We start from the raw sequence: 13614 nt of genomic DNA on the forward strand, positions 1-13614 counted from the left end.
ACGAGTGAAAATCTAACCAAACATAACGTGAAGTATTCATCGGACGTAGAAGCTGCCGAAGCTATGAAAGTAGCTTATGATAAAATCCGGAGTGAAATCGGGAATGTGATTATCGGACAGGATGAAGTTGTTAAAAGATTGCTCACCGCCATTTTTTGCCAGGGGCATTGTTTGTTGGTGGGCGTTCCGGGGCTCGCGAAAACGCTTCTGATCCAAACCATCGCTTCTTCACTCGACCTGAACTTCAACCGGATCCAGTTTACGCCCGATTTGATGCCTTCCGATATTCTCGGTTCTGAAACACTCGATCAAAACCGGAATTTCAAATTCATCAAAGGCCCCATTTTCGCGAATATTATCCTTGCCGACGAGATCAACCGGACGCCGCCCAAGACGCAATCGGCGTTGCTGGAAGCGATGCAGGAATATTCGGTAACCATTGCGGGCGCCAAACATCCACTCGATAAGCCGTTTTTCGTACTTGCTACCCAAAACCCGATCGAACAGGAAGGTACCTATCCCCTGCCCGAAGCGCAGCTCGACCGTTTCATGTTTATGATCCAGCTCGATTACCCTTCGTATGCCGAGGAGGTAAATATCGTCAAGAACACTACCAGCGATAACCGGTACCAGGTTAAGAAGGTGATCAGCTCGGAAGAAATCACCGATTTCCAGCACCTGGTACGCCGCGTACCGGTGACCGACCATGTGATTGAATACGCAGTAAAACTGGTACACAAAACGCGTCCGAAGAGCAGTCTGGCTATCAAAGATACCAACGACTACCTCGAATGGGGCGCCGGTCCGCGCGCATCGCAATCGCTCATTCTGGCCGCAAAATGCAATGCATTGCTTTCGGGAAAATATTCGCCGGATATCGAAGATGTGAAAGCCGTTGCATTGCCGGTATTGCGCCACCGCATTATCCGCAATTTCAAGGCCGAGGCAGAAGGTATTTCTGTCGACGATATTATCGGAAGGCTACTTTAAAACCAGTAAGAATTTACTTTTTCAACATTATAAGTTTGTGTCGTTCGCGGATGGCACAAACTTTTGTTTTTTTAAGGCAAACCAATCATTCCACATCATCACAATGACGACCATTCAAGGCAAAAACTTCATAGGGTACGCTCTTTCGTCTGAAGCTGAAAGGCAGTTTATGGCATACGCTCCGGCGGCAGACAACTACCTTCCTGAAACTTTCCACTGTGCGACTATCGAGGAAGTAAATAAAACAATGGTCCTGGCCGAAAAGGCATTCGACAGCTACTCGCAAGTACCGGCAGTTGAGCGCGCAGCCTTTCTGATCGCCATTACCGAAGAAATCCTTGCACTGGGCGACCAACTGATCGAGCGGGCCGGCCAGGAAACGGGATTACCTATTGCCCGACTGCAAGGCGAACGCGCCCGCACAATCAACCAGCTTACCCAGTTTGCGGAACTTCTGCGCGAAGGTTCGTGGGTGGAAGCCTCCATCGACACCGCCCTGCCCGACCGCTCGCCGGTCCCGAAACCCGATATTCGTAAAATGCTGGTACCTGTCGGGCCAGTCATCGTGTTTGGTTCCAGCAACTTTCCATTCGCCTATTCGGTAGCCGGCGTAGATACCGGACCCGCATTGGCGGCGGGTAACCCGGTGATTGTCAAAGCACACCCCGCCCACCCGGGCGTAAGCGACCTCACCGCGCAGGCGATCGTGCGTGCAGCCGAGCGCACAGGTATGCCTGAGGGAACGTTTTCAATGCTGTATGATGATGGATTTGAAGTCGGGACGGCATTGGTGAAGCATCCCTCAAGTAAGGCTGTCGGGTTTACCGGCTCATACCGCGGCGGAATGGCGCTGTACCGACTTGCACAGGAGCGCGAGGAGCCGATTCCGGTTTTTGCTGAAATGGGGAGCGTGAATCCTATCGTGGTTTTGCCTCAATATCTGAAAAACAATGCGGTACAGCTCGGAAAAACACTGGCCAGCTCGGTAAGTCTCGGCGCGGGGCAGTTTTGTACCAATCCGGGATTAGTGTTTATTACAAAATCCGAGGGGCTGGAAGCGTTTCAGGATGCCTATAAAACTGAAATCCTGGGTACGCCTTCGGCCACCATGCTGACAGCAGGGATTTGCAAAACCTATTATAAACTACGCGGGGAGGCATTGGAGCAGCCGGAAGTTTCGGCACTGGCGATTTCCGATATCCATTCGGAGGGTCAAAATCAGGCGGAGGCATCCATTGCATTGGTTTCAGGGAAGAACTTCATTGCTAATCCTAAATTGCACGAAGAAGTTTTTGGACCGTTCTCGCTGCTGATTGTCTGCGAGAATACCGACGAGTTGTACGAGGCAGTCGCGCATTTGAAAGGCCAGCTTACAGCCACATTGATCGCAGAAGAAGCTGAGGTAGCCCGTTATCCTAAAATCGTGCGTCAACTTGCGAAAATATCCGGCCGGTTTATCATGAACGGCGTGCCGACCGGCGTGGAAGTGTGCCCGTCCATTCATCACGGCGGGCCATTCCCGGCCACGGCGGATTCCAAATTCACATCGGTAGGAAGGCACTCGATCCTGCGGTTCGTACGGCCGCAGTCCTTCCAGAACTGGCCGGACGCACTTTTACCTGATGAACTGAAAAACAGTAACCCGCTGCGCATTTTCAGGCTGGTAAATAATGTTCAGACCAAAGAAGCTATTCGTTAAACAGCGATTCGGGATAACCGACTTCCACCAGAAACAAACCTTCTGCCGGGGCCTGTGCTCCGGCATTTTTTCTGTTACGTGAAAGAATTATCTGCTCAAAATCGGCGACTGTCATCTTGTGGCGCCCCACTTCCAGCATTGTTCCCACCAGCGCACGTACCATCCCTCTCAGAAAGCGGTTCGCTTTGACATGAAACACCAGCATTTCACCGGATTCCACCCACCGCGACTCGGTGATGGTGCATCGGAAGTTGCTGACATTCGTGTGGATCTTGCTGAAACTTTCGAAATCATTGTGAACAAGCAGCAATGCAGCAGCTTCATTCATTAGAGCCACGTCGAGGTTTCGCCGCATTAGAGTGGCCAGGTCAGTCAGAAAGGGATTTTTGTGATAGGTAATGCGGTATTCGTACTTCCGGTACGTGGCTGCGAACCTGGAATGTATTTCATCGCTCACGCGGATAATGCGCTGAACCGCTACATCTTTGGGAGTCAATGCATTCAGCTTATAAATCAGCAGGTCGGCGTCAGCAACCGCCTCAGTTAAATCAAAATGGGCAAATTGTTGTTCTGCATGGACACCGGCATCGGTACGGCTGCTGCCGGTTAACTCGACGGGCATTCTCAGCACTTTGCCGAGGGCCTCTTCGAGCACTTGCTGGATGCCCAATGCATTGTTCTGTTTTTGCCAGCCGTTATAGGCCGTGCCACGATAGCTGAATTCTAGGAAATAGCGCATTTTGCAAAATTAAGCCAAACCTCCGGATTTACGATTTCAACGGCCCGGTTGCGGAATTTGCAGGAAGAAGGTTAACTTTGAAAATTGGAAAATTTCATTTTAGTATGATTACGGAAGAGAAAAAAGAAGAGAAAAGCCTGAATTTTATCGAGGAGATTATTGACGCTGACCTGCAATCAGGAAAATATACCCGGATTATTACACGCTTTCCCCCTGAACCTAATGGCTACCTGCACATTGGGCATGCTACGAGCATTTGCCTGAATTTCGGTCTGACCAAGAAATTTCCGGGTTATACCAATCTGCGATTTGACGATACCAATCCGGTGACCGAAGACACCGAATACGTTGAGAATATCAAGAACGACATCCGCTGGCTTGGTTTTGAATGGGAGAATGAGAACTATGCTTCCGATTACTTCGATACCCTATACGGCTATGCAATCAAGCTGATTAATGAAGGTCTGGCTTATGTAGATGACTCTACGTCCGAAGAAATCGCGACGCTGAAAGGAACGCCTACCGAGCCAGGCAAGGACAGCCCCTACCGCAACCGCAGCGTGGAGGAGAACCTTGCACTTTTCGAACAAATGAAAAATGGCGACTTCCCCGACGGAAGCCGTACCCTGCGCGCCAAAATCGACATGGCGCACATCAATATGCTCATGCGCGATCCGATTCTATACCGCATTAAGCACGCGCATCACCACCGTACAGGCAACAAATGGTGCATTTATCCGATGTACGACTTCGCGCACGGGCAAAGTGACGCCATCGAAACCGTTACGCATTCGATCTGTACGCTGGAATTCGCGCCACACCGCGAGCTATACGACTGGCTGATCGAAAAACTGGGTATTTATCCATCACATCAATATGAGTTTGCCCGGCGTAACCTCAATTATACCGTTACCAGCAAACGCAAATTGCTGCAACTGGTGCAGGAAGGACACGTAAGCGGCTGGGACGATCCGCGTATGCCGACCATCAGCGGAATGCGCCGTCGCGGGTACACCGCATTCGCCATCCGCGATTTCTGCGACCGCATTGGCGTTGCGAAACGTGAAAATATGGTAGATGTAGGTTTGCTAGAATTCTGCGTTCGCGAGGATTTGAACAAGCAGGCATTGCGCCGGATGGTGGTGCTCGATCCATTGAAAGTAGTGATTACCAACTTCCCGGAAGGCGTAACCGAAATGTGCCACAGCGAAAACAACCCGGAAGATATTTCAACCGGCAACCGCGAAATTCCGTTCAGCCGTGTGATTTTCATCGAAAAAGAAGATTTCATGGAAGTACCGTCAAAGAAATACTTCCGCCTGGCGCCGGGCAAAATCGTCCGCCTCAAGGGCGCCTACATTATCCAATGTGATGACTTCGTAAAAGACGAAAATGGCGAAATCACCGAGGTGCGCTGCACTTATATTGAAAACAGCAAAAGCGGCCAGGATACGACCGGTATTAATGTGAAAGGGACCTTGCACTGGGTTTCCGCTGCGCACGCCGCGGAAATCGAAGTGCGTTTGTACGACCGCCTGTTCTCCGTGGAAGATCCGTCATCGGAGGATGGTGATTTCAAGGACTACCTCAACCCTGACTCATTGCACGTGATCACCGGCTATGCCGAACCGGCATTGCTGGAAGCGAAAGAAGGCGAATCGTTCCAGTTCCTAAGAAAAGGATACTTTGCCAAAGACCCGGATAGCACCGCCAATAAGCTGGTATTCAACAGAACATCGACCCTGCGCGATAACTGGGCAAAGGCTGGAAATTAATTCTATTTTCCCTATTCCCGATTCCCGTCGACTTAAATCGACGGCCAAGGATTGAGACCCTGCATTTCAAATCTTTTCAAATGATCTCCATAAATTGATCTTCTTGCCGTCGACTTAAGTCGACGGTGGTTGATTGATTGATTCATTTAATTAGATTGCTTACAAATAAACTTGCTTGAAAAGAAGTTTGGATTTATCTTTGTGCAACAATTTCCACGATTCAAATCTTGCTGTCAGTGAATACCCAGAATGAATTGTTCAGTACCGCTAAAGGTTACAGCGTACAGTGTGATTTAACTTCCCGTATTATCCTTCACTTTGGCGATATCAAAGCTCCTTTTAAAATCCTGGATTTTTTGAATTTCCGCCGGTTTATCAACAGCATCGACATTCGCAGCAAAATTTTCGACCTGTCGGACGAATCTGACTATGAGTTCGTTGAGGTGCCCCGCCTTAACATGGGCCACAAAATGACCCTTTGCGAAGTAATCCAATTACGTGAGCTGATAAACGGAACGCACTTCGCGATCGAGCTCAATTCCATGCTTCACGAAATTCTCTTTACAGAACAAGAATTAGTCTAAATTACTCATTCAGACTACATTAGACCGGTTCCAAATTTCTAAAACGATTTGGATTCATGAACTTTCGCATGATATTTGCACTTGTTAATACACGAATAAACAGGCAAAATCATGAAAGACTTACTTAGAGCACGTACTTCCCTTAAAGAGGAAATAGAGATACTTTTGAACAACCAGGTGAAGATGGAAGCTGAGGCTTCCGCTAAATATCTCGCTATGGCTTCATGGTGCGACCGCAACGGTTTCAAGCACAGCGCCAAGTATTTCATGCACCAATCCGACGAAGAACGCACCCACATGCTGAAAATCTTCAACTACCTGATGACAGTAGGCGGCACAGCGATCTCCCCTGAAGTTTCAGGCGTAAAACAGGAATACCCTACCTTCAAAAGCGTATTCGAAACGGCACTTCAAAGCGAAATCGCCGTAACCCAGTCAATCAACCGCATCGTTACAGCTGCACGTAAAGAAGAGGACTACGCGACTGAAAACTTCCTGCAATGGTTCGTGAGTGAGCAGATTGAAGAAGAAGACAATGCACGCCGCGCGATCGAGCTTTTCGATGTAATCGGCGAAGATGGAACAGGTTTGTATGTGATCGACAAGGCGATCGGCAAAATCGGTTCCGAAGAATAATACCAATTTCTTATCTACAAAAATAGCTGCCCGGAAGAGCAGCTATTTTTGTTTTAAACCCTGGTGAAATACTTGCGTTCCCACACTTTGTACCAGTTTCGGTTGGCCGGGTATTTTCGGTGCGCCGCAAAACGGTTCACCATCACAGCCACAAAAAGAAGCACTAAAACACCGCTCAGCACTGGGTTCAAAACATACATATAACCCAGCGCCTTGATCTTTTCCGAACCGATATTTGCAATCAGCGCCGTAGCGCCACCGGGCGGATGCAGGGTTTTGGTCACCTGCATTAAAACAATAGATATCGAAACTGCAAAAGCCGACGAGAGCCATACCTGGTCGGGAATAATTTTGTGCACCGTCACCCCCACGAGCGCGCATAGCACGTGCCCCCCTATGAGGTTGCGCGGTTGCGCGAGCGGACTGTTCACGATCCCATATATGAGTACCGAAGACGCTCCGAAGGAACCGATCAGGAATAGCGAATCAGAATCGGTGAATTGTTTGTCGTTGAGCAGGCCAATGAGACCGATGCCGAGGAATGAACCGATGAAGGTCCAGAAATGGTCTTTGAAATCAATCAGAGTCTCTTTGTAGACGACGTAACGAACCAATCTTGCGTTACGTTTAATCCTTTTTCTCAAAATAGGAAAGCTTTTGGTTGAAGTAGCATTAGAAATAGAACTATAACGGGATCGCGATGGTTCGTAAATTACGGAAAGATTCCAAATTTCCTCGGGTTCCTCTCTCCTAATCCCTTCCAAATATATAAAAAACGACCCAACGCGGACGGATAGAGCCCCCTGGGCGGCCATTAAATTTTGGTACGCCTTTTGTTGGGTTGCGAAATTTAAAATAGTAGTATTGCAATAACACACCGTGACTTGATTCCATGAATTACCTCGACGAGTTCAAAAAATTTATTTCCAGCCATTACCTGTCGACCGGTGTACGCCTAACCCTCGGGACGATCATCCCTAGCCTGATTTTTCATCACTACGGCATGTTGAGCGATTGGATCGCCTTTCCGCTCGGCACACTGCTCATCGGCGGTACCGACAACCCCGGCCCCTACCACAGAAGACGCAATGCCCTGCTCGTCGCTATTGTAACATGCTTTGTCGTAGCCTGCGTCACGGGGTACCTACGGCATTTCCATTTCATTATATTTCTTGAAATCATTGTATTCGGGATGTTTTTCTCGCTCGTCGGTGTATATGGCAACCGCGTGAATAGCATCGGGCTTATTTCGCTGCTCGTTTTTGTATTTAATATTGATGACCACCTCAGCGGCGACATGGTTTTGAGAACCGCTGCGATCTTCTCGGCCGGCGGGATTTGGTACTTCATATTGTTTATGGTTTTACAAAAACTGCTTCCCTACAAGCTCATTCAGCAGCTTTTGGGAGAGAACTTTGTAGAACTGGGCAAACTGCTGTCCATCAAAGCCGATTACTATTTCGCCAATCCCGACTACGATGAGCTGTTCAACCGGATGGTGCACCAGCAAGTGATCCTCCGCGAAAACCACGAAAACCTGCGTGAGATTCTGTTCAAAACCCGGGAAATCGTCACGGAATCGACGACCAAAAGCCGGATATTGATGCTGATGTTTCTCGACAGCATCGATCTTTTCGAAAGGATACTCAATTCGCAGCAAAACTACGCGAACCTGCACCGCGCATTCGACCATACGAAGGTCTTGCGGCTTTTCGGGACGTACATTACCTGGCTTGCTGCCGAAATACAGCAGATCGGCCTGGCGGTGCAGAGCGGTTACGCCTCCCACCCACGCCACGACCTCGACGAGGCGTTCAACAAATGCCAGCGGGCATTCGAGCGCATGCGTGAGCATAAGATGAACCATGATAATATGGAGGATTTCATCATGCTCCGGCAAATCCTCAATAGCTTGCAGGACGTCACCGAGCGCGTGAAAAAGCTGCACCGTGCTACAAAGTATGAAGCGGACGTAAGCAACGACTATAAGCTGACTGTCGAAGCCGAGGATTTTACGCCCAAGCAGGACTACCACCCGCGCATTCTGCTCGATAACCTTTCACTCAAATCGAGCCATTTCCGGCATGCGGTTCGGGTGACGCTGGGGTTGCTGTCAGGATATATTGCGTCGCTCTTTTTCGATGTGGGTCATGGTTACTGGATCTTGCTGACGATCGCCGTAATCCTGAAACCGGCTTTCAGCATTACCAAACAGCGAAACATCCACCGGATCGGCGGCACCATACTGGGCGTAGTCATAGGATTTCTGCTGCTCTACCTGATCCAGGAGAGCACGCCGCTATTCATCCTGATGATGATTTCGATGATACTGGCATACAGTTTCCTAAAAATCAATTACTTCGTGGCATCCACAAGCATTACCTTGTATGTAATCTTGTCGTTCCATTTTCTTAACCCGGAGCATGTGACCAATGTTCTGCAGGACCGCGTGGTGGATACCGTGATCGGCTCGCTGATTGCCTATATTATTTCTTCCTACGTTTTGCCGGTTTGGGAGCATTCGCAGATCAAGCAGTATATGAAAGAGGCGCTGGATGCGAACCGGAAGTATTTTGATATCGTAGCTGCCAAATTCACTGGAAAACAACTGGATATCAACGAATTGAAATTACTAAGAAAGAATGCGATCATTGCGATGGCCAACCTTTCGGACAACTTTCAAAAAATGCTTTCCGAACCCAAGCGCCAGCAGCTCAATATGGAAGAGTATCACCAGTTCGTCGCAACGAGCCATATGCTCACCTCCTACATTGCCTCGCTTTCAACTTACGCACAGACGTTGGAATACCTGGAATTTTCAGTTGAATTTGAAATGATGACCCGGCAAATCGACCGCCAGTTACAGGCTGCGATGGACATTATCGACGGGAAAACCGGTAACAGCCTTGAAATCGTGCGGGAATCTTTACCACAAAACCAGCGGCTACTCGAATTGCTCGCCGATCGCAAGAAACAAATCAAGGAACTGGGGATTGAAAAGGCCGATCAATCTCCGGTGCGCAAAATGTTATCCGATTTGAAAACGATCAATGGGCTGTTCGAGCTGATCAGCACCATTTCAATTGACGAAATCAAGATTCTTCAAAAAATTAAAACTGCGAAAGCTGCTTGACATGCCATCATTATCAGGAACCGAAAGAAAGAATATCGCCCCTGGGCTCTCTGTTTCCATTGTTCTCAAAAAAGATCAACGAAGCGGCAAACTGACGCAGGGCGTTGTGAAAGACATCCTCACGAAGGCGCCCGTGCACACCCATGGTATCAAAGTGCGCCTGGAATCAGGTGAAATTGGAAGAGTAAAGATCGTTGAAACCGAAGATTAGCCCCGGTTTATGTCAAATCCCCGCGTTAACCTGATTATCGGCATCATTAGCATCAGTATTTTCCCGGTGCTGGTGAAATGGGCACCGGTGTCGGGCGTTAGTTCTGCATTTTACCGGATGTTGCTCGGACTGCTGTTCCTGCTGCCTTATGTGTTGTTTCGCAGGAAATTCACATTACCCGGCGGTGCGCTCTGGTTTCCGATCGTGCTCTGCGGGATCATTTTTGCGAGTGACATAGCAGTCTGGAATCTCTCCATTCATTATTCAAATGCCACGCAGGCTACGCTGCTAACAAACCTCTCACCCGTGTGGGTGGGCGTAGGAACGTTTCTGTTTCTGCCCGATAAGCCCGCCCCACGCTTCTGGCTTGGTACACTCGTAGCGCTTATTGGAATGGTCATTCTAATTGGCACCGAGACATTTATGACCATGAAATTTGACCTGGGTTTTGCTTTGGCAATGCTCTCGGGAGTGCTTTACGCATCGTACATGCTCATCAGTAAAACGGTTTTGAACAAAATCGATATTGTCAGCTTTATGACGATCAGTATGGCCGTGTCGAGCATTTATCTTTTTGCCATATGCCTCATTTTCGACCAGCCTGTCTGGCATTTCGAACCGGTAATCTGGAGTGTTTTTGTTGTCCAGGGATTGATTTGCCAGCTCATCGGCTGGCTGACGATCAATGCAGCGATGAAGCAAATGGATGCCAAAAGCGTTTCACTCAGTCTTTTGAGCCAGGCGATTGTTACGGGAGTTTTTGCCTGGATTTTTATTGGAGAGAAAATAACCGTGCAAATGATCAGCGGCGGTGTGGTTATCCTCATCGGCATTGCTATTACGTACACCGGTCGCAAAAAGCCAGCCACTACTCGCGATCAGGATTCGATAGGCAGGTAAATAATGAATGTCGATCCGATGCCTGGCTTGCCGATGGCGTCGATCAGCCCCTTGTGGTTTTCCACAATCTTTTTACAAATCGCCAAACCAATGCCGGTGCCTTCATAAGCCGAGCGGCTGTGTAGCCTTTGGAATACCTGAAAAATGCGGTCTTTATACTGTGGATCAAAGCCAATGCCGTTATCGGCAAATGAAATATACTGATACAAGCGGCCAGCGTCAGCCCCCGCAAGCGGAATAGCAGCGCCCGGCACCTCTCCCGAACGGATCTCGATCACCGGAGTCCTGCCGGGGCCGATGAATTTGAGCGCATTCGCAATCAGGTTCATAAAGAGCTGCTCGAATTGATACACGATCACCTCGCGCACAGGAAGCGCGTCACTCGTAATGACCGCATTCTCGGCCTGAATAAGGTCGCCTAACTGATCTTTTACATTTTGCAACACCTGGTTCAAATCAGCGCTCTCAAGGTGCTTTTCCGCCACATTGGCTCGGGAAAACGCCAGCAAATCGACGATCAGCTGCTGCATACGCGTGGACGACGCCTGCATCCGGTTGAAGTAGTCCTTTCCCCGATCCGAAAGATTGTCCTTCTCGGTTTCGAGAATACGTGTGGCAAATGTCTGGATTTTCCGAAGCGGCTCCTGCAAATCGTGGCTGGCTACGTACGCGAACTGCGCTAGCTCCATGTTCGTGCGCACGAGCTCGTTGTTGACTACCTGAAGCTGTTGGGTACGCTCCTGCACTTTTGTTTCGAGTTGGTCAATAAACAGGCGGCTATCATGAATATCCAGACTCGTCCCCACCCACATTTCGATCGTGCCATCGGCGCCGTGCTGCGGAATCGCGCGGCATTGGTACCACCGGTATTCGCCGTCGGCACGTTTCAGCCGGTGTTCGAAGAGGTATTCGGTGCCCGCCGTGATCGATTCGATCCATAGCCTTACACTTTCGGCCACGTCGTCGGGATGCACGAGAGGCAACCAGCCTTCTTTTTCTATTTCTTCCGCCGAAAATCCGGAATAATCGAGCAGTGACCGGTTGAAATAGGTAATATTCCCTTGAGTATCGGCGGTCCAAACAAACTGCGGCATCGAATCCGCGAGAGTCCTGAATTTACCCTCGCTGGTTTTCAGTGCGAGCTCCGACTCCTTACGGTCCGTAATATCCATCATAGTCCCAAGCATCCGCAGCGGCACATGCCCTTCGTCAAAAAACACTTTTCCCTGCGTCCGTATCCAGTGAACCGACTGGTCCCGGTGGATAACCCGCGCCTCATAATAGTAAATACCGGTTTCGAGCGCAACTTTAAATGCTTTTTCAACAATAGCCTGCCGGTCCTCGGGATGCACCCTGTCGCGCATTTCAGCGTGGGTGAGCACAGTGTCCTCACTATATCCTAAAATAACTGCCAGCCTTCCTGAATGAATGACTTCCCTCGTCTGGATATTCAGATCCCACGTAGCAAGACGCGTTCCGTCGGTGGCGAGCGAAAGTCTGTCGGCAGTCTCGGCGAACTGCTGGCGTAAAGTCACCTTGTCTGTTACGTCGTTCACCGAGGCCATTATGGCGGACACGCTGCCGTCAATTTCAAATATGGGCGCATATTGAAAATCGAGGTAGTGCTTTTTCAAACCACCCGGACCGTCGACATAAACGATCGCCTCATTTTCTCTGTAGATTTTACCACTTTGATATACTTCCTGTAAAAGCGTCAGGAATTTCTGACTCTTCAATTCAGGAAAAACATCGGCGAGCCTTTTCCCTTCGACCTCGTCCAGCCTGCGCCGCCAGATTTTGAGCATGCTTTCATTGGCAATGCTGACCACCAGTTCGGGGCCTTTGAGAATGGCTTTCGCAAACTGCGATTGCGTGACGAGGTTCCGGAATTGATTTTCACTGCGCTGCAAGGCTTGCTTGGACAAGACCTGTTGAGTTACCTCTGTAGCCACGACGATAATCCCGGACGGATGCTCCGGGTCCTCTTCAAAAAGCGGCTGATATACAAAGTTGAAATAGCAACGCTCCGGCTGTCCGAAACGGCGGATCGTCACTTCGAACTCGTTGCCGTGATAGGCAATACCTGTGCGCAAAACACGGAGAAGGATCGGCTCTACGTAATCACGCACTTCGGGAAGCCCAGCAAAAAGGGGTCTCCCAACGAACTCCTGCTCCAGGCGGTCAACGATTTGCAGATAGGCGTCATTGGCCATTTCCACCACGAAGTCCTCCCCGCGCAGGATCATCATTCCCACGGGAGCCTGCTTCACGGTGTTCCAAAACTTGTTTTCGCCCGCATACTCGACCCGACCCACCTGTTCAGGGTGATCTTCGCCATTTTCGGAAATATGCTGATTGAGTTGTTTCGACTTGCCCACCTGCTTTCACGGAAAATATATTTCAAAAATAGGTGGACAAGCCGTGAGAAGTCAATAGTGATAATGGAAGTTTTCTGGCGCGGGTGTCCAGCTGTGCTTGGTCCAGTCGATATCCAGGATTTGTTTGATAGCCTGTTTCAGCTTGGGAAATGACCCTGGTTTGCGAATAAAGAAGTTGGCGCCTTTTTCATGCACCTTCCGTACCATTTCCTCTTGTCCGGTGGTAGAGAAAATTACCACCGGTATGTGCGCCCAGGCTTTGGTTTGCCGGATCAGATCCAGACATTCAAAACCGTTTTTACGGGGCATATTCAGATCCAGAAAAATGACGTCCGGCGGAGGCGGTACCGTTTTCTCCATCAGGTCGATCAGCTCCACCCCGTCGCTCGCCGTCATCAGCTCGGTCGAAGTGCTCACTTCCCTGAGCGCGTCCTCGAACAACAGGCAATCGTCCTCATCGTCGTCGGCCAGGAAAATAGATTTATTTGGTTTTGTGCTCATAACCTGAATTTAAGTATTCATGAAATAACATATACGTTGCTCATACATTCAACCTAAACGAGGTACGG

The 13614-nt window shown here is 49.3% G+C and carries 12 protein-coding genes; 8 read left to right on the forward strand and 4 right to left on the reverse strand.

The window, feature by feature from the left end; genetic code table 11:
* Positions 1-27 precede the first annotated feature (27 nt).
* Positions 28-990, forward strand: a complete 963-nt coding sequence (locus tag AC2YIT_RS01225; RefSeq protein ID WP_487277989.1) for an AAA family ATPase — start codon at positions 28-30, stop codon at positions 988-990.
* 103 nt (positions 991-1093) lie between these two features.
* Positions 1094-2689 carry an aldehyde dehydrogenase (NADP(+)) gene (locus tag AC2YIT_RS01230; protein WP_487277990.1) on the forward strand — a complete coding sequence of 532 codons (1596 nt, stop codon included), beginning with the start codon at positions 1094-1096 and terminating at the stop codon, positions 2687-2689.
* Here AC2YIT_RS01230 and truA read toward each other — a convergent pair.
* Entirely contained in the window at positions 2679-3428 is a 750-nt protein-coding gene (gene truA, locus AC2YIT_RS01235; protein ID WP_430843246.1) for a tRNA pseudouridine(38-40) synthase TruA, read from the reverse strand. The two genes, AC2YIT_RS01230 and truA, sit on opposite strands and share 11 nt — an antisense overlap.
* A 104-nt stretch (positions 3429-3532) precedes the next feature.
* Here truA and AC2YIT_RS01240 point away from each other — a divergent pair, with 104 nt between their 5' ends.
* The 3 genes from AC2YIT_RS01240 (at position 3533) to AC2YIT_RS01250 (ending at position 6423) form a co-directional block, all read left to right on the forward strand.
* On the forward strand, positions 3533-5203 hold the full coding sequence (locus AC2YIT_RS01240; protein ID WP_487277991.1) for a glutamine--tRNA ligase/YqeY domain fusion protein: 1671 nt from the start codon (positions 3533-3535) through the stop codon (positions 5201-5203).
* Between the two features lie 236 nt (positions 5204-5439).
* A complete protein-coding gene (locus AC2YIT_RS01245; protein WP_487277992.1) occupies positions 5440-5787 on the forward strand; it encodes a hypothetical protein in 348 nt (115 codons plus the stop codon).
* Positions 5788-5898: 111 nt separating this feature from the next.
* The gene (locus tag AC2YIT_RS01250; protein ID WP_430843240.1) at positions 5899-6423 is read left to right on the forward strand and encodes a ferritin; all 525 of its coding nucleotides are present in this window, start codon (positions 5899-5901) and stop codon (positions 6421-6423) included.
* Positions 6424-6476: 53 nt separating this feature from the next.
* On the opposite strand, the gene AC2YIT_RS01255 is transcribed toward AC2YIT_RS01250, so the two are convergent.
* The gene (locus AC2YIT_RS01255; RefSeq protein WP_487278482.1) at positions 6477-7070 is read right to left on the reverse strand and encodes an HPP family protein; all 594 of its coding nucleotides are present in this window, start codon (positions 7068-7070) and stop codon (positions 6477-6479) included.
* Between the two features lie 245 nt (positions 7071-7315).
* Here AC2YIT_RS01255 and AC2YIT_RS01260 point away from each other — a divergent pair, with 245 nt between their 5' ends.
* From AC2YIT_RS01260 to AC2YIT_RS01270, 3 genes are read left to right on the forward strand one after another with little or no spacing between them, the layout of a single operon-like run.
* Positions 7316-9556 (forward strand): FUSC family protein, encoded by a 2241-nt coding sequence (locus tag AC2YIT_RS01260; RefSeq protein WP_430843238.1) that lies wholly within the window; start codon positions 7316-7318, stop codon positions 9554-9556.
* A 1-nt stretch (position 9557) separates the two neighbouring features.
* Positions 9558-9767 (forward strand): YwbE family protein, encoded by a 210-nt coding sequence (locus tag AC2YIT_RS01265; RefSeq protein ID WP_430843236.1) that lies wholly within the window; start codon positions 9558-9560, stop codon positions 9765-9767.
* 9 nt (positions 9768-9776) lie between these two features.
* Positions 9777-10667 carry a DMT family transporter gene (locus tag AC2YIT_RS01270; protein ID WP_487277993.1) on the forward strand — a complete coding sequence of 297 codons (891 nt, stop codon included), beginning with the start codon at positions 9777-9779 and terminating at the stop codon, positions 10665-10667.
* Here AC2YIT_RS01270 and AC2YIT_RS01275 read toward each other — a convergent pair.
* Both AC2YIT_RS01275 and AC2YIT_RS01280 read right to left on the reverse strand, forming a co-directional pair.
* Positions 10646-13045, reverse strand: coding sequence for a PAS domain-containing sensor histidine kinase (locus AC2YIT_RS01275; RefSeq protein WP_430843232.1), 2400 nt, complete (start codon positions 13043-13045; stop codon positions 10646-10648). The two genes, AC2YIT_RS01270 and AC2YIT_RS01275, sit on opposite strands and share 22 nt — an antisense overlap.
* A 51-nt stretch (positions 13046-13096) precedes the next feature.
* Complete coding sequence (locus AC2YIT_RS01280; RefSeq protein ID WP_430843230.1) at positions 13097-13546, reverse strand: response regulator; 450 nt, start codon at positions 13544-13546, stop codon at positions 13097-13099.
* Positions 13547-13614: the final 68 nt, after the last annotated feature.

This window comes from Dyadobacter sp. SRI_021, assembly GCF_057586235.1.